The following is a 17,642-nucleotide window of genomic DNA, read 5'->3' as shown; positions in this document are numbered from 1 at the left end:
GAACTGGCGGCGCGGCACCTTTCCGCGCCGGTCTTTGCGCCGATCAACACAGGCGAGGGGCCGATGTTCCTAATCTGTCGGGTGACGTCCCGTCCGCGGATTGATCGGATCGGTCGGCTTGCGCCGAAGGCGCTCCGGCAGGAACGGTTCTCCGGGCAACGCTGAGGGCTTCGCACGCACATCGGCGTGGTGTTGCGCGCGCTCGTGCGGTGTCCTGTTGTCGTTGAAGTGCTGTTTCACGTCGACGCCGTCGACGGGGTCGTTGACGCCGTTCTGGATGTCGCGAAAATCGCTCATGGCTCACTCCTTTCCGGGCAGGATCGTTTCGAGCACCTGCCGTGCTGCGCCCTTGATGACGCTGCTCTCGTTCGGATCGCCTTTCATCAGCGCCAGCGAGAAGTTCTTGGCCTGCTGCAAGGTGATGTGCGGCGGCAGCGGCGGCACCTCGGGATCGGTCTTCACCTCCAGCACGACCGGCATCTCGCTCGCCAGCGCCTGCTCCCACGCCGAACCGAGCAATTGTGGACTGTCGACGTAGATGCCCCTCAGCCCGACCAGCTCGGCAAAGCGTGAATAGGACACATTTGGAATGCGCTGCGAGGCCTCGAACTTGGGGTCGCCGTTGATGATGCGCTGTTCCCACGTGACCTGGTTGAGGTCTTCGTTGTTGAAGACGCAGACGATGAAGCGCGGATCGCGCCAATCGCGCCAGTATTTGGCTGCGGTGATCAACTCGGCCATATTGTTCATCTGCATCGCGCCGTCGCCGACAAGCGCAATGACCGGTCGGTCCGGATGGGCATATTTCGCGGCAAGTGCGTAGGGCACCGCGGCACCCATTGAGGCAAGGCCGCCGGAGAGCGAGGCGGTCATGCCGCGACGCATCTTCAGGTCGCGAGCGAACCAGTTGGCGCAGGATCCGGAATCGCTGGTGATGATTGCGCGGTCGGGCAGGCGCGGGGACAATTCCCAGGCGACGAGCTGCGGATTGACGGGGGCGGCCGGCTGATGCGCGCGGTCATCCAGCGTCTTCCACCATTTGGTGATGCCATCTTCGATGCCCTTGCGCCAGTCGCCGTCGGTCTTCGGTGTAAGGCGCGGCAACAGCGCGCGCAACGTCTCGGCGGCGTCGCCGACCAGGCGACCTCCATGGGAAAGCGGATCGACATCATGCTGGCGTCGATGTCGATCTGCACGCCACGCGCGGCGCCTTCTTTGGGCAGGAACTCGGCGTAAGGGAATGCGGAGCCGACCATCAGCAGCGTGTCGCATTCCATCATCATATTGTAGCTGGGCTCGGTGCCGAGCAGGCCGATCGAGCCGGTCACCCATGGCAAATCATCGGGAAGCACCGCCTTGCCGAGCAGCGCCTTGGCACAGCCGGCCGACAGGCGGTCGGCGACGGCGATGACCTCGTCGGTGGCGTTCAGCGCGCCGGCACCGATCAGCATCGCGACCTTCTTGCCCGCGTTGAGCACCTCGGCGGCCCGGTCGAGCTCGGCTTCGCGCGGCGTGATGCGCGGAGCACTGTAGCCGACACCGGAATGCAGCGTGCCATGCGCCCGCGGGGGGCTTTCATAGGGTTCCTCCTGAAGATCATTTGGCAGGATGATCGCGGTCGGAATTCTCCGGGCCAGCGCGGTCCGCACCGCGCGATCGACCAGGTGACGCACCTGTGCCGGCGACGACGCTTGCATGACGTAGGCGCCGGCGACATCCTTGAACATCGAGACGAGGTCGAGTTCCTGCTGATAGCTTCCGCCAAGCGCGTTGCGCGCCTGCTGGCCGACGATGGCAAGCACCGGCTGGTGATCGAGCAGAGCGTCGTAGAGCCCGGTGATAAGATGCGAGGCGCCTGGACCCGAGGTCGCGACGCAGACGCCGAGTTGCCCGGAGAACTTCGCATAGGCGCTCGCCATGAACGCCGCCATCTCCTCATGCCGCGCCTGCACGAAACCGATCTTGCCTTCGGCGCGGTTCATCGCGCCGAACACGCCGTTGATGCCGTCGCCGGGGTATCCGAAGATGTGACGTACGCCCCAGTCATACAGGCGCTGGACAATGAAGTCGGAGACGGTCTGGGACATCGTGGTATGGCTTCCGGTTTTCTGATCTTGAAATGAAGAACAGCCCGTTCCGGGCGATGTTCCTGTTTGGTCGCAGGTGTCTTCTGGAACGATCACCCCTTCACGCAAGTTGATCCGCACATTGGCTGAGTGGAGCAACAACATGCTGAATCAAGGCGAATTGGATCGCAGCGAGACGGGCCGGCTGATCGGCAGCGACAAGGTCGAGGGAACATCGGTCTATGGCGTAGACCGGAACAAGATCGGCTCGATCGAGCGTGTGATGATCGACAAGACAAGCGGAAGGGTGTCCTACGCCGTGCTCGGTTTCGGCGGCTTTCTGGGCGTCGGCAATGATCACTATCCGTTGCCCTGGCAGTCGCTCAAATACGACACCGAGCTCGGTGGCTACGTCACCGGGATCACCGCCAAGGCACTGGAAGGCGCGCCGAAATATGGTGAGCGCAGCGACTGGAACTGGGGCGACGACGCCACAATGCGGGGCGTCAATGCTTACTACGGCGTTCCCTTCGCTTGAGAGCTTTGGCCAAAGGGAGATCCGATGAGCAAGGAACGACCCACCGACGATCCCCGTCACCAGAGTGACTGGGGATCGCACGCCCAGACCGATAAGCCCTGGAAGGGTAATCCGGAGAAGGAACAGAAGTCGGGCGAAGCAAAGCCCGACCTCGAGAAGTGGCACGAGACCAAGACGCACTGAGCAAGTGCGCCACGGCGACAATCGAGAGGGGCGCGGCACTGACGGTGCCGCGCTTCTTTTTGGCAGCGCGTTCACGAATGACAGAGGTGCTCCGCGCAGCCGGAACCATGCTCCGACGCTGCGGTTAGGCTCGCGGCGCGCGGGTCGGCTCTGCTGCCGCGCAGCCGGTTCAGTCCCGAGAAAGGTGTTCACCGTGGATGCTCAGACACGGGAGCGTGGGCCGTCTGCGGAACAGCCGCAGAGGGCGAAGGAAGCTCCAAAGACGTCCCCCGAGGAGCAGAAGCCAACGAAGACGCCGTCGCTGCGTGAGCGGCTTCGCGAGCATTGGCTGCTCGCCACCGTCGGCGCCGTCGTGTTGATCGCGGCGCTCGTCGGAGGCCTGCTTTATTGGCTGGCGATCCGTCATTATGAATCCACCGATGACGCCTTCGTCGCCGCGCGCAGCTTTTCCGTGGCCTCAAAAGTTGGGGGCTACGTGACCGACGTCCCGGTCACTGACAATCAGCACGTCAACGCCGGCGATCTCATCGCCAAGATCGACGAGCGCGACTATCGCATCGCCATCGATCAGGCCACGGCTCAACTCGCGGTCTCCAAGGCCAACATCGACAATGTCGAAGCACAGATCGTGTCGCAGCAGGAGCAGATCAAGCAAGCACAGGCGCAGCTCGAGCAAGCCCAAGCCCAGCTTCAGTTCGCGCAGGAAGAGTTCAAGCGCGCGGAAGATCTCGTCGAGAAGGGCGCCGGCACCGTACAACGCCAGCAGCAGACCCGTTCCGATCTTCAGGCTCAGCAGGCCAACACCGAGCGCGCGAAGACCGCGGTGACTTCGGCCCAAGTCGGCATCAAGACGCTGCAGGCGCAGCTCGAAGGCGCCAGGGCGCAACTCCAGCAGTCGCAGGCGCAGCTCGATCAGGCCAATCTGAATTTGCAGTACACCAGCGTCGTTGCGGCGCAGTCCGGCCGCGTCGTCAAGCTCTCGGGCGCCAAGGGCACCTTCGTCAGCGCGGGCCAGAGCCTGATGATGTTCGTGCCTGACGAGGTCTGGATCGTCGCCAATTACAAGGAGACGCAGCTCAACGACATGCGTCCGGGCCAGCCGGTCGAGATTCGCATCGATGCATATCCCGGCCGCAAGCTGACAGGCCACGTCGATTCCGTGCAGCCGGGTTCGGGCACCGCGTTCAGCCTGTTGCCGGCCGAGAACGCCACCGGCAATTACGTCAAGGTGGTACAGCGCGTGCCGGTGAAGATCGTGGTCGACAACTGGCCGGCCGATTTGCCGGTCGGGCCCGGGATGTCGGTCGTGCCCTGGACCAGGGTGCGATGACGGACGCGACGCAAGAGGGCGCATCCGCTGGCGGCTGGTCACCGGAGCGCTCGGCGGCCGGCGGGCACAATCCCTATCTGATCGCCTTCGTGGTTTCGATCGCGACCTTCATGGAGGTGCTCGACACCACCATCGCCAATGTCGCGCTGCGTCACATCGCCGGCGGGCTTGCAGTCGGCATCGACGAGAGCACCTACGTCATCACCAGCTATCTCGTCGCCAACGCCATCGTGCTGTCGATTTCGGGCTGGCTCTCGACCGTGATCGGCCGCAAGCGCTTCTACATGATATGCGTCGCGATCTTCACGTTCTCTTCGCTGCTGTGCGGCTTCGCCTGGAATCTGGAGGCGCTGGTGCTGTTCCGCATCCTGCAAGGTCTCGGCGGTGGCGGCATGGCAACGAGCGAGCAGGCGATCCTCGCCGATTCCTTCCCGCCCGAAAAGCGCGGTCAGGCCTTTGCCATTTATGGCGTCGCCGTCGTGGTGGCGCCGGTGGTCGGCCCGACCCTCGGCGGCTGGATCACCGATACCTATACCTGGCACTGGGTGTTCCTGATCAATGTCCCGATGGGGCTACTCTCGCTGTTTCTGGTCGGCACGCTGGTCAAGGAGCCGTCGGGCGCGGAGGAGGAGAGGGCGAAGCTGCTGAGCAAGGGCCTGCGGGTCGATTATGTCGGCTTCCTGCTGGTCGCGATCGGGCTCGGCTCGCTGGAATACGTACTCGACGAAGGCCAGCGCAGCGACTGGTTCGGCTCCAACACGATCGTTTTCTTCGCGGTGCTCGCGGCGATCTCGCTCGTCGCCCTGATCCCGTGGGAGCTGACGCGGGAAGATCCCATCGTCGATTTGCGTCTGCTCGGCCGCCGCCAGTTCGCTGCGTGCTTCCTGGTCATGCTCGGCACCGGCGCGGTGCTGATCTCGACGACGCAGCTTTTGCCCCAACTGCTCCAGACCGAGCTGAATTACACGGCCATGCTGGCGGGGCTCGCTTTGTCGCCCGGCGGCATTGCGACATTGGTGCTGATGCCGGTGGTCGGCCGCCTCGTCAGCACGGTGCAGCCGAAATATCTCATCATGTTTGGCGCGGCGATTGTTGCGTTCTCGATGTGGCATCTGACCGGCCTGACCGGTGACATTACCTATGGCTATGCGGCGACGTCGCGCATCTTCCTCGCGCTCGGTCTGCCCTTCCTGTTCCTGCCGGTGACGACCGCGTCCTATGACGGCGTGCCGCCGGACAAGACCAACCAGGCCTCCGCGCTGATCAACGTCGCCCGCAACATCGGGGGATCGATGGGCGTCGCGCTGGCACAGACTGTTCTGGCGCTACGCCAGCAGTTCCATCAGAGCCGCCTGATCGAGCATGCTGCGCCATCCGATCTCGGCTACCAGCAAACCATTGATTCCATGACGCGCTACTTCCAGGCCCAGGGCTCGAATGCAGGCGATGCGGCGTCACAGGCGGTCGCCTGGGTCGGCCGCACCCTGCAGCAACAGGTCGACTTCCTCGCCTATATCGACGTGTTCTGGACGCTTGCGATCGTCGCGATGCTGATGATCCCCACGGCCGCCGTGCTGCGCCCGATCAATCTCGCCGCGCCGTCGCGAGGGCATTGAGGCAGGGCCGCCGCCACTTTCGTCATTGCGAGCGCAGCGAAACAATCCAGAATCTCTCCGTGGAGGTAGATTGAATTGCTTCGTCGCAAGGGCTCCTCGCAATGACGGGGTGAGAGGCGTGGCCCACCTGACTCACCCCACCGCTTCCTTCCGCCCTGGCCCGCCATGCACATGCACCTGCTTGGCATGCAGTACCTCGCCGCATTCCGAGCACACCATCACCGGATCGAACAGCTTGCCGCAAGTCTTGTGCTCGTGCAGCAGCGGGCGGCCGCGCTCGTCGCCCATGTGGGGTGTCGCCCCAGGAACTGACTTGAATGATCAATACTATTTGCCAGCACATTAGGTCGCGCGCGGTTTGACGGTTCTATTTTAGAACTATAGCCTTCGCTGCAGTCACATGCTCATCGAGGAGGCGACCTTGCCCAAGCGAAACGCGACAGCCGCCGTTATCGGGGCCGGCGATTTCATCGGCTCCGAGATCGCCAAGAAATTTGCCGTCGAGGGATTTTCGATTTTCGCCGGCCGCCGCAACGGCGACAAGCTGGCGCCACTGGTGAAGGACATCGAGGCCGCCGGCGGCGAGATCCAGGCGCGCTCGCTCGATGCGCGGAAGGAGGAGGAAGTCATCTCCTTCCTCAACGACGCTGACAAGCACGCGCCGCTGGAAGTCTGCATCTTCAATGTCGGCGCCAACGTCAATTTCCCTGTTCTCGACACCACGGAGCGCGTCTTCCGAAAGGTGTGGGAGATGGTCTGCTATTCCGGCTTCCTCGCGGGCCGCGAGGCGGCGCGGCTGATGCTGCCGCGCGGTGGCGGCAAGATCTTCTTCACCGGCGCGACCGCGTCCTTGCGTGGCGGCAGCGGCTTTGCCGCCTTCGCCAGCGCCAAGTTCGGCTTGCGCGCCGTGGCGCAGGCGATGGCGCGGGAGCTCGGGCCGAAGAACATTCACGTCGCCCATCTCATCATCGATTCCGGCGTCGACACAGAATGGGTGCGGCAGCGCCGGCTCGAAGCGCTCGGGCCCGATGCGCTCGACAATCCGGATCTCCTGATGCCGCCGTCGGCTGTCGCTGAGTCCTATTGGCAGCTCTACCAGCAGCCCAAGAGCGCCTGGACCTTCGAGATGGAGATCCGCCCGTTCGGAGAGAAATGGTGACCGCGGCACGAGACTGCGGCTAGACTGATCCCAATACAAACCGAAATCCGGGAGGCCCCTACGTGAAGACCGCGATCACCGAGCTGTTCGGCATCGAGCATCCCATCATCCAGGGCGGCATGCATTTCGTCGGCTTTGCCGAGCTGGCGGCTGCCGTATCCAATGCCGGCGGGCTCGGCATCATCACCGGTCTCACGCAGAAGACACCGGAGCTGCTGGCGAAAGAGATCGCGCGCTGTCGCGACATGACCGACAAGCCGTTCGGCGTGAATCTGACCTTCCTGCCAACCTTCGCCGCGCCGCCTTATCCGGAATATATCGCCGCGATCGTCGAAGGTGGCATCAAGGCGGTGGAGACCGCGGGCCGCAGTCCCGAGCAATACATGCCGGCACTGAAGGCCGCCGGCATCAAGGTGATCCACAAATGCACCTCGGTGCGTCACTCATTGAAGGCCGAGCGCATCGGCTGCGACGCCGTCAGCGTCGATGGTTTTGAGTGCGGCGGTCATCCCGGCGAGGACGACATCCCGAACATGATCCTGCTGCCGCGTGCGGCGGAGGAGTTGAAGATCCCGTTCGTCGCCTCCGGCGGCATGGCCGACGGACGCAGCCTCGTAGCTGCCCTGTCGCTGGGCGCGGCCGGCATGAACATGGGCACACGCTTCATCGCCACCAAGGAAGCTCCTGTCCATCAGAACGTGAAGAACGCGCTGGTCGCGGCGACTGAACTCGATACCCGCCTGATCATGCGGAGCCTGCGCAACACCGAGCGCGTGCTGAAGAACGCCAACGTCGATCGCCTGCTCGAGATCGAGCACGAGAAGGGCGACAAGCTCAAGATCGACGACATCCACGATCAGGTCGCGGGTGTCTATCCCAGGATCATGCTGGAGGGGCAGATGGATGCGGGCGCCTGGAGCTGCGGCATGGTCGCAGGGCTCATCCACGACATCCCCAGCTGCAAGGAACTCGTGGATCGCATCATGGGCGAGGCGGAACAGATCATCCGCAGCCGGCTGTTGGGGTTCCTGGATGGAACGGGGATGGCAAAAAAGGTCGCCTGACATGGCCAAACTTCTTAACCAATGCGGCACTTGACCGCTGGAATTGCGCGCGACGCCTCCTAAATAGAGGTAAATTACCTCTCAGATAATCAATTTCAGGAGGCGTCCGTGGTCCTGAAGAGCGTTCCTTTTGCAGCTGCCGTCGCCCTCGTGCTCGCAGGGGGCGGTGTTGCGCGCGCTGACGAGTACAAGCCTGACGAATATTTCGGTCTCGATCTCTCCAAGGCCGTGCTGTCACCGAAGCGGCTCGGACCTGAGACGCAGTTCGCGCCGGTCGCGCTGGAAGCGAAGGGCGGCAACGAGGCGCAGGCGCGTGCCGAGCCGGTCGACGTGCCGAAGAAGGTCGCCGCCGAACGCGTGCACGTGGCCGAGCCGAAGGTCGCGCACGTCAAGCCCGCGCAGCCGCGTGGCGCAGCACGCACCAGGCTCGCCCATCGCCACGGCAATCCGCTCGACGCACAGGCGATGGATACCCGCATCCAGACCTGGCCGTGCCGGTCCGGCGGCATCTGCAACTGGAAGCGTTGAGGCACGCAGCTGCTTCTTCGCCTCTCCCCGCGTGCGGGGAGAGGCCGGAATTTGCGCGTAGCGCGGATTCCGGGTGAGGGGCTCTCCGCGAGTCCGACTCTCACCGTCCCCGCGGAGACTCCCCCTCACCCCAACCCTCTCAGCGCGAGCGAAGCTCGTCGCGACCCCGCAAGCGGGGCGAGGGAGTGCACCGTTCGCCTCCGCTGGGGCCGTGCGCGTCATCCGCACGTCGCAAAACCGTAGGCGTGGAGTCAAGAAACCGTAAGGGTAGGAGTCAAACGGCGCAGGCACCTTCCGTCGCGATTCGACGAAGGTTTCCTGAATGGCATCGCTCCGCGCCTCGCGCGCATGGACCCGGCGACAATTCCTGGTCCGCTCGACCTCAAGCCTCGCCGTTGCTTCGCTCGGCACGCTCGCAAAGCCATCCCTCAGCCGCGCCGCCGACCGTCCGCAGATCGCCGGCGGTATCCAGTCCGGCGATGTCTCGGATGGCTCGGCCATGATCTGGGCGCGCGCGGATCGACCCGCGCGGATGCAGGTGCAGTACTCGACCGTCGAAAGCTTCAAGACGATCATTGCGTCGGCTTCCCGCGACGCGCTGCCCGATGCCGACTTCACCGCAAAGCTGCAGCTCGACGATCTGCCGTCCGGGCAGGACATCTTCTATCGCGTTCGGTTCGACGACGTCGCCACCGGCATCGCCGGCGAAAGCCGCACCGGACATTTCCGCACGGCGCCGGCCGCGGGTAAGTCGATCTCGTTCGTGTGGTCCGGCGACGTCGCGGGGCAGGGCTGGGGCATCGACATCGCGCGCGGCGGCTATCGCAGCTATCGCACCATGCTCGATAATCGCCCGGACTTCTTCATCCACTCCGGCGACCATATCTACGCCGACTGCACCATCCCCTCCGAGCAGAAGCTGCCGAACGGCGAGACCTGGCGCAATCTGGTGACCGAGGAAAAAGCCGAGGTCGCGCACACGCTGGCGCAGTTCCGCGGCAACTACAAATACAATCATCTCGACGAGCATTTTCGCGCCTTCCACGCAGACGTCCCGATGTTCGCGCAGTGGGACGACCACGAGGTCACCAACGACTGGTCGCCGACGGGCAGCTTCGACGAAGCTGGCCATGAGGACGACGGCACGCCGCGCCTGGTCGCGCGCGCGCGCCGCGCCTTCTTCGACTTCATGCCGATCCGCGACATCGGCCCGCGAAAGGACCGGGTCTATCGCAAGATCGCCTACGGTCCGCTGCTCGACGTCTTCATGATCGACATGCGCAGCTATCGCGACGACAGCTGGAACAAGGGCGACGACCACGGCGGCTGGATTCTCGGCGCCGAACAGCTCGCCTGGCTGAAGCGGGAACTTGCTGCCTCGCGCGCAACCTGGAAGGTGATCGCGGCCGACCTGCCGATCGGCCTGGTCAGCATGGACGCCGTCGCGCTCGGCAATGGTGCGCCCGACCGGCGCGAGCACGAGATCGCCGATTTGCTCGGGTCCATCAAGCGCGCGGGCGTGCGCAACATCGTCTGGCTCACCGCCGACATGCACTACACCGCCGCGCACTATTACGATCCGAACAAGGCCCAATTCCAGGAGTTCGAGCCGTTTTGGGAGTTCGTTTCCGGACCGCTCCATGCCGGCAGTTGGGGCCCGGGCGAGCTCGACAACACCTTTGGCCCGGTCGCGATGTACCAGAACGGCTGCAGCGAGGCGCAGGGCGAGAATCTGGCGCCCTGCTTCGGCCTGCAGTTCTTCGGCCGCGTCGACATCGACGGCGCCAGCGGCGTGATGACGGTGACGCTGAAAGACGTCGACAACCGCGACCTCTGGTCGGTCGATATCGTGCCGCAGCCCCAGGCCCGCCCGGCCGTGGTGGCGCAGCATTCGTGAGGGGCCTAACCCGATCTTGATTGGCCGCAGCGCCCATCCCGCGCTATAGTGCCCGTTCCCGCCACCTCCTTTCCATCACCGAAGAGTCTGCTCACGCGGCATTGCCGCGCGCATCCGGTGGGCTGAAATATGTCAGGAGCTTTTTCATGGACAATCTGAAGACACAGGGCATCAGCATGCCCAAGCTCGGCCTCGGCACCTTCCGCATGCAGGGCGATGACTGTCGCGCCGCGGTGGAGAGCGCGCTGTCGATCGGCTATCGCCACATCGACACCGCCGAGATGTACGCCAATGAAGAGCCGATCGGCGCTGCGCTCGCCGCCGCCCGCCTGCCGCGGAGCGAGCTGCATGTGACGACCAAGGTCTGGCACGAGAATCTGGCGCCGGACGCGATCCGCCGTGCCTTCGACACGAGTCTGAACAAGCTCGGGCTGGATCATGTCGATCTCTATCTCGTGCACTGGCCGTCGAAGTCGGCAAACTGGGGTGCGGTGTTCGAGACCTTGATGAAGCTGAAGGAGGAGGGGCGCACGCGGGCCATTGGCGTTGCCAATTTCACCACGGCGCTGCTCAAGATCGCGATCGAGGACATCAAGGCGCCGATTGCCTGCAACCAGATCGAATATCACGCCATGCTCGATCAATCGAAGGTGCTGGCCTATCTCCAGGCCAAGTCGATCCCGCTGGTTGCCTATTGTCCGCTGGCGCAGGGGCGCTTTGCTTCTGATCCGGTGCTGAGCGAGATCGGCGCCAAGCACAATGCGACCGCAGCCCAGGTTGCGCTGAAATGGCTGCTTGACCAAAACGGCGTTGCCGCGATTCCGAAGGCCTCGCGCCGCGAAAGCCAGCAGGCCAATCTCGACGCGCTGAAGATCATGCTCGACGATGCCGACCGCAACAAGATCGCGGCGCTGCCCAAGGATCGACGGTGCGTCAATCCCGGCTTCGCGCCGGCGTGGGATTAGGCTCTTCGACACAGCTGCAAACGCAAAGAAATGGCCCCGCGAGGGGCCATTTCCATATTGCGTTGCGCGTTAGTCCCAGTGATGACGGTGACCGCGCTTGACCACCACGACACGGTCGTGATGATGCCAGCCGCGATGCCAGCCGTTGTCGCGATGCTCGCGCATTTCGGCGCGGGCGCCGTAGCCGTAGCTGTGATGGTGACCGTTCCTGATCACCACCGTCTCTGCACTGGCCAGCGTCGGCGCCGCAACCGCGAGCGCACCCAGAGCGGCAACGACATAACCAAGCTTCTTCATGATGTCCTCCTCCAATCGAATGCAAATTTAAACTTCGCATTCGTGTGAACGTTCCGGAGGAACGGGAAGAGATTTCTGAACAGCCGTTCAGGTGGTTTAATCGCAGCGCTGTTGCGACGGGGTCGGTGCACCAGTCGCAACGTATTTACCGTCCTTGATCGTGTACACACCGCGCTCGCTGCGATTGTAGATTGCGCGGAGGCTACCTTGGTTTGAGAGCAGCAGGCCGAACTCACGCGTCTGCTGGAGCGAAGGGAAGTACACCATCACATTGATCACGCCCTCGGCGTTGACCGCTGCGGACACCACCTCGTTTTCGTCCTTGGCGTCGCCGAAATTGCGCCGGTACATCACCCTTCCGTCTTTGCGGATTTCGTAAGTCAGCAGCGCGCCCTTGTCGCGGTCGGGCCGGGCCGCGCAATCGACCGCCCACGAGCCGAGCAGGCCCCATTGCTCGACCGTCGCCGCAAGCGTCTCCGCGCCGGCCGCGGACGTGAACGCGACCCACACCATCGCAGCCGCGATCCCGCGGCCCAGACAACGCACCATGTTCTGAAAAACCCCGCCTCGAAGAACTCCAAAGTGTAGCATTCCGCGCGCGCTCGTCCACGGCAGCGGCCAATCGCGCGCGAATTTGATCCGTGTCAATGAGGCCGGCCGCATCAGGGGTAGGATGGCGTTTTCCCGAAGGCGGAATTGGATAGACCGATGCTGAATCAAGTGATGGATTTCGCGGGCGAGGTGCTGCCGGGGAGCTGTGCCGTGCCACCTTATTCCGAGGCCGCGTTTCTGGCCGAGCTGGGCGAGCGTTTGAGATCTTCGCGCGCCCGCTGCGAGCTGTCGCGCCGGGAATTGGCCCGCCGCTCCGGGATTTCCGAGCGCTACATTGCCCAGATCGAGGCCGGCAAGGGCAACGTCTCGATCGTGCTGCTGCTGCGGCTGGCCTCCGCGATCCACGGCAGCCAGCCCCAAGTAGCCTAACAGGTCGCCTGAAGCTTAGGCCCGCTTCTCCACATTGGCGCTGCGGGCCGGCACGCCGAACTCCTTGCGGCAGACTTCGGCGAGCACGGCGACGCCCTCGCGGATCTGCTGATGCGAGGGGCTTGCAAAGCACAGCCGCAGCCGCGAGCTGGAATGGGGTTTGTTGGTCGACCATTCCGGCCCCGGATTGATCGAGACGCCGGCGGCGAGCGCGGCCTGATAGAGCTTCAGCGTGTCGACCTGGTCGGGCAACTTGACCCAGAGGAAGATGCCGCCCTTGGGCTCCTCGAATTCGGCCGCGGTGCCGAACTGCTCGTTGAGGGCTTCCATCAGCGTATCGAGCTTGGTGCGCAGCGACTTCGTCAGTGCCGGCACGTGGGTCGAAAAATGCGGCTTGCAATAGGTCGCAAGCACCATCTGCTCCAGCGCGCCGGAGCCGGCATCCGTCTTCAGCGCCAGCATGCGCGACATCACGTCCCAGGGCGCGACGATGAAGCCGACGCGCAGCGCCGGTGCGATCGATTTCGAGAACGAGCCGATATGGATCACGCCGCCGTTCGGGCTCATCGCATGGATCGCCGGCGGCCGCTGTCCGGACCAGACGAGATCGGCATAGCAATCGTCCTCGAAGATGGGCACGCCATGTTCAGCCGCGAGACGTACCAGCTCAGCCCTGCGGCTTTCCGGCATGATGCTGCCGGTCGGGTTCTGCACGGTCGGGATCGTGTAGATGTATTTTGGCCGGATGCCGCGGCCCTTCAGATCGGCCAGCGTCGCGGCCAGCGCGTCCATGCGCATGCCGTCCTTGTCGAGGGGAACGCCCACCACGTTAACGCCGATCCGCGCCAGGCGGGTCAACGAGCCCTGATAGCTGTCCTGCTCGAAGATCACGGTATCGCCGCGCGTCAGCAGCGTCGCGTTGACGAGGTCGAGCGCCTGGAGCGAGCCGGAGACGATCAGGAGATCGTCGACCGTGCAGTTGATGCCGGCATCGCGCTTCAGCTTTGTCACCAGGAATTCGCGCAAGGGCAGATACCCCTGCGGACCATGCGCCAAGCCGTAAGTGGCAAGCGAGCGGCCTTCGCGCCGCAGCACCGTGCTGGTGGCTTCGATCAGCTCATCCAGCGGCACCTGCTCGGAGTCGTTGTTGCCGCCGACAAAGCTGTATTTGGCCAGGCCCGTCCAGCGCGCAGAGGGGGCCGGCAGCCCTGCGGGGAACAGGGGCGCGAAATCGAAGCTGGACGTCATGGGAGCGTTCCTCGTTTTGTTCTTGTTGAGCGGCCGGCTTGGTGCCGGCCTGCCTTACTTTTTGATGGGCCGTCCTCGTCGGACGGGCCTTACTTTTTGCCGGCCGTCCTCGTCGGACGTCCTTGGCTGATGAAAGCGTAATGCGCATTGGCGACGCCGCCAACCATCAAGGCCTCGACCACGGGCTCGGCGATCTCGCCCGTGGCAGCCCAGTCGACGAGGAAATTGGCCCCGGTCCCGCCGCGCACGTCGTCGGTCGGAATGAAGATCGAGACGGTGGCGAGCGGCTTGAGCGCCACCGGCGCCTTCAGGTAGCTCTCGACCTGCTTGCCCGCAGTGTCGAAATAGGCGATGCGTTTGACCACCAGTGCTTGCGTCTCGGAGGCGTTGTGAACGCTCAGCGTCACCGAGAAGTCGACGCGCAGCTTGCCCTGGCTCATCGCAACGCTGGAATAGGCCGGCACGTAGAACCCGCCCGACACCGCGAGCTCCTCCTTTGGCAGCGCCGTCAGCGATTCGGCAAAGTTTTGCTCGATATTGACCTTGGACTGCGCGGCCACAGGCGCGGCGGGCGCGAACGGACCGAGCAGGGCTATCAGCCAGAGCACGATCCGCATGTGACGAATTGCTCGCTTGCCGCGCCGCAACCTGTCTCTAGGGTGCGGCAAAACGGACCAATTTGGCATGCACGAGCTCATTCGCGACATCACTCTCTGTATTCTGTTTGCCTGGATGCTGGGCCTGCTCGCCCATTTTTCCCGGCAACCATTGATCCTGGCCTACCTTATCGCCGGCTTCTGCATAGGTCCATTCGGGGCCGGCTGGGTTAAGTCACAGGAATCGATCAGCGTCATCTCCGAGCTTGGCCTGATCTTCATGCTGTTCATGATCGGCCTGGAGATCGACCTGAAGAAGATCGTGCGGGCGGGCAAGGTGATCCTGTTCGCGGCGGGTGGCCAGCTGCTCGGCGGCTGCCTGCTCGGGGGGCTGTTCTTCATCGGCATCGGGCTGTCGCTCGGCGGCGGGCATTTCGATGCGGTCTATCTCTGCGTCGCCTGTGCGCTGTCGAGCACCGTCATCATCGTCAAGGTGCTCTACGAGAAACGCGAGCTCGACACGCTGCCCGGCCGCATCACGCTCGGTGTGCTGGTGCTCCAGGACATCTTCGCCATCCTGTTCCTGGCGGTGCAGCCGAGCCTCGCCAATCTCGAAATCGGCGTCATCCTGATCTCGATCGGCCGCGTCGCGGTGCTGGTCGCCGCCGCGCTGCTGGTCAGCCGCTATGTGCTGCCGCGCCTGTTTCACCAGATCGCGCGCCGTCCCGAGCTGATCCTGCTCGGCGCGCTCGCCTGGTGCTTCCTCGTCGCCGAGACCGCCGAGCAGTTGTCGCTGTCACGCGAGATGGGCGCGCTGATCGCCGGCGTCTCGCTCTCGACCTTTCCCTACGCGCTCGACGTCACCGCCAAGGTCACCACGCTGCGCGACTTCTTCATCACGCTGTTCTTCGTCGCGCTGGGCATGACCATTCCCGTGCCCGGCCTTTCCGTGATCGGGCTTGCGCTGATGATCGCGGCGTTCACGGTGGTGAGCCGCCTCGTCACCACCTTTGCTCCGCTCTATCTGATGAAGCAGGGGCTGCGTGCGAGCCTGCTGCCGGCCCTCAACCTCGCGCAGATCTCCGAGTTCTCCCTGGTGGTGATCCAGACCGGCGTCTCCGACCACCACATCGCAGCCGAGACGGCGAACGCGGCCTCCTTCGCCTTCGTGGTGCTGGCGGTGCTCTCGACCTTCGCGATGAGCCGCAGCGACGAGATCACCCGCTGGGCGATCGGCCCGTTGAAGCGGATCGGCCTGCGCGACCTCGACCATGGCAACGGCCATGCCGAGGAAGGGCATGAGGGCGGCCATGGCGAGGCGCGCCGGATCGTCATCCTCGGCTTTTTCCGTGCGGCGAGCGCGCTTTTGGCCGAGATCGAACGGCAGGCCCCGGTGCTGCTAGAGCAGATCACCGTGATCGACTTCAACCCCAATGTGTATCAGACGCTGCTCTCGCGCGGTTTGCACGTGATCTATGGCGACATCAGCAGCGCCGATACGCTGCTCCATGCCGGAATCGGCAAGTCCGAGATGATCATCCTCAGCGTGCCGGATGCGCTTCTGAAGGGCGCCAGCAACGAGAAGCTGGTCCGCCACGTCCGCACCCTGAACCCGACCGCCATGATCGTCGCCACGGCCGATCTCTTGTCGGATGTCGGCGAGCTCTACGAGGCCGGCGCCAGCTACGTTACGGTGACCCGGCTCAGCGACGCTCATGAGCTGTTTACCGTGATCGAAGCCGCCCAGGCCGGCCTTCTGGCCGACAAGCGGGCCGAGCTCGATCAGCGGCTTGGCGAGCGGCGTGAAGTGCTGCCCTGACCGCGGCCCGGCGGCCTTCTGCCCGCGCCGGCCGCGCCTATATCCCTGGTATCTTCGGTGCAAGCCCGTCCCTCGGCAGGTCCGCTGCCCGGAATATGTGGTTGCGTCCAGGACACTAGCGCCCCGGCCCAAGTCGGGCTAAGGCGTCCGGCTAAGCCTCCGGCTCATAACCGATAGAGATTGGGAAATGCCCGATAGCGTTCAGGAAGTCCTGCAGGCCTTTGCCCGGGGTGAGCTCGTGGTCGTCACCGACGACGAGGACCGCGAGGGCGAGGGCGATCTGATCGTCGCCGCCTCGCTCTGCACCGCGGAGAAAATGGCGTTCATCATCCGCCATACCTCCGGCATCGTCTGCGCGCCTGTGACCACCGAGGACGCGCGCCGGCTGCGGCTCGATCCGATGGTCGCCCATAACGATTCCGCCCACACCACCGCGTTCACGGTCTCGATCGACTACAAGCCCGACGGCGGCACCGGCATTTCGGCCGAAGAGCGCGCCTCGTGCTGCCGCGCGCTGTCCAATCCCAATGTCGGCGCCAACGACTTTGCCCGGCCCGGCCACATCTTCCCGCTGATCGCCAAGGACGGCGGCGTGCTGCTGCGCTCCGGCCATACCGAGGCCGCGGTCGACCTCTGCAAGCTCTCCGGCCTGCCGCCGGTCGGCGTCATCAGCGAGCTGATGAACGACGACGGCAGCGTGATGAAGGGCGAGCAGGTCGCGCAGTTCGCCGCCAGGCACAAGCTCAAGCACGTCACCATCGCCGACATGATTGCGTACCGGCAGGCGCGCGAAAAACTGATCGAGCGGGTCGCGACCTTCGTCACCGAAAGCCCGATCGGCCCCTTGCAGGGTTATGCCTACCGCTCACCGTTCGATTCCATCGCCCACGTCGCCTTCGTCTATAACGGCGTCGGAGACGGCAAGAACGTGCTGACGCGCTTCCACAAGCCGAACATCGTCAAGGACATTTTCACGGGCCACAAGCGCATGGCAGCGGTGCTGGAGCACTTCAAAAAGTCCGGCCGCGGCGTGCTGGTCTATTTGCGCGACGGCGCGGCCGGCGTCCCGGTGTCGGCACTGCCGGACGAGAGCGCGACCGAGGCCGACCGCAACCGTCAGTGGCGCGAAGTCGGCGTCGGCGCGCAGATCCTGCGCGATCTCGGCGTCACCTCGATCCGCCATCTCACCTCCTCGGTGCATGACTACAAGGGCCTGTCGGGCTTCGGCATCGAGATCGTCGCCAACGAGCAGCTCGAGAGTTAGCGCTGTCATCCCGGGCTTGCGCTTCGCATCCCCGGGATTCACGCAGACCCCATCCATCTGCAACGCAATTGCACTTGTTGCCGCGGCGCTT

At 64.2% G+C, this 17,642-nt stretch carries 17 protein-coding genes and 2 pseudogenes; 12 read left to right on the top strand and 7 right to left on the bottom strand.

The genetic code is table 11. From position 1 onward, the window contains the following. Positions 1-69: 69 nt before the first annotated feature. Both B5V03_RS28335 and B5V03_RS28330 read right to left on the bottom strand, forming a co-directional pair. The gene (locus B5V03_RS28335; RefSeq protein ID WP_129273669.1) at positions 70-297 is read right to left on the bottom strand and encodes a hypothetical protein; all 228 of its coding nucleotides are present in this window, start codon (positions 295-297) and stop codon (positions 70-72) included. 3 nt (positions 298-300) lie between these two features. Then, positions 301-2,087: pseudogene (locus B5V03_RS28330) on the bottom strand (thiamine pyrophosphate-requiring protein). A 142-nt stretch (positions 2,088-2,229) separates the two neighbouring features. On the opposite strand from B5V03_RS28330, the gene B5V03_RS28325 reads away from it, so the two are divergent. The 4 genes from B5V03_RS28325 to B5V03_RS28315 all read left to right on the top strand — a co-directional run bounded on the left by B5V03_RS28325 (position 2,230) and on the right by B5V03_RS28315 (position 5,733). After that, positions 2,230-2,604, top strand: a complete 375-nt coding sequence (locus B5V03_RS28325) for a PRC-barrel domain-containing protein (RefSeq protein WP_129273668.1) — start codon at positions 2,230-2,232, stop codon at positions 2,602-2,604. Positions 2,605-2,628: 24 nt separating this feature from the next. Further along, the gene (locus tag B5V03_RS41710; protein ID WP_164988348.1) at positions 2,629-2,787 is read left to right on the top strand and encodes a hypothetical protein; all 159 of its coding nucleotides are present in this window, start codon (positions 2,629-2,631) and stop codon (positions 2,785-2,787) included. Between the two features lie 193 nt (positions 2,788-2,980). Then, on the top strand, positions 2,981-4,117 hold the full coding sequence (locus tag B5V03_RS28320; RefSeq protein ID WP_129273667.1) for an HlyD family secretion protein: 1,137 nt from the start codon (positions 2,981-2,983) through the stop codon (positions 4,115-4,117). Further along, positions 4,114-5,733 carry a DHA2 family efflux MFS transporter permease subunit gene (locus B5V03_RS28315; protein WP_129273666.1) on the top strand — a complete coding sequence of 540 codons (1,620 nt, stop codon included), beginning with the start codon at positions 4,114-4,116 and terminating at the stop codon, positions 5,731-5,733. Before B5V03_RS28320 ends, B5V03_RS28315 begins: the two co-directional genes overlap by 4 nt. Positions 5,734-5,865: 132 nt before the next feature. Here the strand turns inward: B5V03_RS28315 and B5V03_RS28305 are convergent. Further along, positions 5,866-6,040: pseudogene (locus B5V03_RS28305) on the bottom strand (winged helix-turn-helix transcriptional regulator); the annotation flags it as partial. A gap of 114 nt (positions 6,041-6,154) precedes the next feature. Between B5V03_RS28305 and B5V03_RS28300 the strand changes: the two are divergent. The 5 genes from B5V03_RS28300 to B5V03_RS28280 all read left to right on the top strand — a co-directional run bounded on the left by B5V03_RS28300 (position 6,155) and on the right by B5V03_RS28280 (position 11,346). After that, on the top strand, positions 6,155-6,892 hold the full coding sequence (locus B5V03_RS28300) for an SDR family oxidoreductase (RefSeq protein ID WP_129273664.1): 738 nt from the start codon (positions 6,155-6,157) through the stop codon (positions 6,890-6,892). A gap of 62 nt (positions 6,893-6,954) precedes the next feature. Further along, a complete protein-coding gene (locus tag B5V03_RS28295) occupies positions 6,955-7,956 on the top strand; it encodes an NAD(P)H-dependent flavin oxidoreductase (RefSeq protein ID WP_129273663.1) in 1,002 nt (333 codons plus the stop codon). 108 nt (positions 7,957-8,064) lie between these two features. Further along, positions 8,065-8,484 carry a hypothetical protein gene (locus B5V03_RS28290; RefSeq protein ID WP_129273662.1) on the top strand — a complete coding sequence of 140 codons (420 nt, stop codon included), beginning with the start codon at positions 8,065-8,067 and terminating at the stop codon, positions 8,482-8,484. A 322-nt stretch (positions 8,485-8,806) separates the two neighbouring features. Then, entirely contained in the window at positions 8,807-10,381 is a 1,575-nt protein-coding gene (locus B5V03_RS28285; protein WP_129273661.1) for an alkaline phosphatase D family protein, read from the top strand. A 146-nt stretch (positions 10,382-10,527) separates the two neighbouring features. After that, on the top strand, positions 10,528-11,346 hold the full coding sequence (locus B5V03_RS28280; protein WP_129273660.1) for an aldo/keto reductase: 819 nt from the start codon (positions 10,528-10,530) through the stop codon (positions 11,344-11,346). Between the two features lie 69 nt (positions 11,347-11,415). On the opposite strand, the gene B5V03_RS28275 is transcribed toward B5V03_RS28280, so the two are convergent. Together B5V03_RS28275 and B5V03_RS28270 are read right to left on the bottom strand one after the other, a co-directional pair. After that, positions 11,416-11,643 (bottom strand): hypothetical protein, encoded by a 228-nt coding sequence (locus B5V03_RS28275; RefSeq protein ID WP_129273659.1) that lies wholly within the window; start codon positions 11,641-11,643, stop codon positions 11,416-11,418. Positions 11,644-11,739: 96 nt separating this feature from the next. Continuing rightward, positions 11,740-12,192, bottom strand: a complete 453-nt coding sequence (locus tag B5V03_RS28270) for a hypothetical protein (RefSeq protein WP_164988353.1) — start codon at positions 12,190-12,192, stop codon at positions 11,740-11,742. A gap of 159 nt (positions 12,193-12,351) precedes the next feature. On the opposite strand from B5V03_RS28270, the gene B5V03_RS28265 reads away from it, so the two are divergent. Further along, positions 12,352-12,624 (top strand): helix-turn-helix domain-containing protein, encoded by a 273-nt coding sequence (locus B5V03_RS28265; protein WP_129273658.1) that lies wholly within the window; start codon positions 12,352-12,354, stop codon positions 12,622-12,624. Positions 12,625-12,639: 15 nt separating this feature from the next. Here B5V03_RS28265 and B5V03_RS28260 read toward each other — a convergent pair whose 3' ends face one another. Continuing rightward, positions 12,640-13,872 (bottom strand): PLP-dependent aminotransferase family protein, encoded by a 1,233-nt coding sequence (locus B5V03_RS28260; protein ID WP_129273657.1) that lies wholly within the window; start codon positions 13,870-13,872, stop codon positions 12,640-12,642. Positions 13,873-13,961: 89 nt separating this feature from the next. After that, positions 13,962-14,489, bottom strand: a complete 528-nt coding sequence (locus tag B5V03_RS28255; RefSeq protein ID WP_164988347.1) for a DUF3124 domain-containing protein — start codon at positions 14,487-14,489, stop codon at positions 13,962-13,964. A gap of 67 nt (positions 14,490-14,556) precedes the next feature. On the opposite strand from B5V03_RS28255, the gene B5V03_RS28250 reads away from it, so the two are divergent. Beyond that, positions 14,557-16,287 (top strand): cation:proton antiporter, encoded by a 1,731-nt coding sequence (locus tag B5V03_RS28250; RefSeq protein WP_129273655.1) that lies wholly within the window; start codon positions 14,557-14,559, stop codon positions 16,285-16,287. Between the two features lie 187 nt (positions 16,288-16,474). Beyond that, complete coding sequence (gene ribB, locus B5V03_RS28245) at positions 16,475-17,551, top strand: 3,4-dihydroxy-2-butanone-4-phosphate synthase (RefSeq protein ID WP_129273654.1); 1,077 nt, start codon at positions 16,475-16,477, stop codon at positions 17,549-17,551. The last annotated feature ends 91 nt before the right edge of the window (positions 17,552-17,642 follow it).

The sequence above is a fragment of the Bradyrhizobium betae genome, from assembly GCF_004123905.1.
In the GTDB taxonomy this organism is placed as follows: Bacteria; Pseudomonadota; Alphaproteobacteria; order Rhizobiales; family Xanthobacteraceae; genus Bradyrhizobium; species Bradyrhizobium betae_A.
This window is presented reverse-complemented; position numbering and strand designations above follow the sequence as displayed.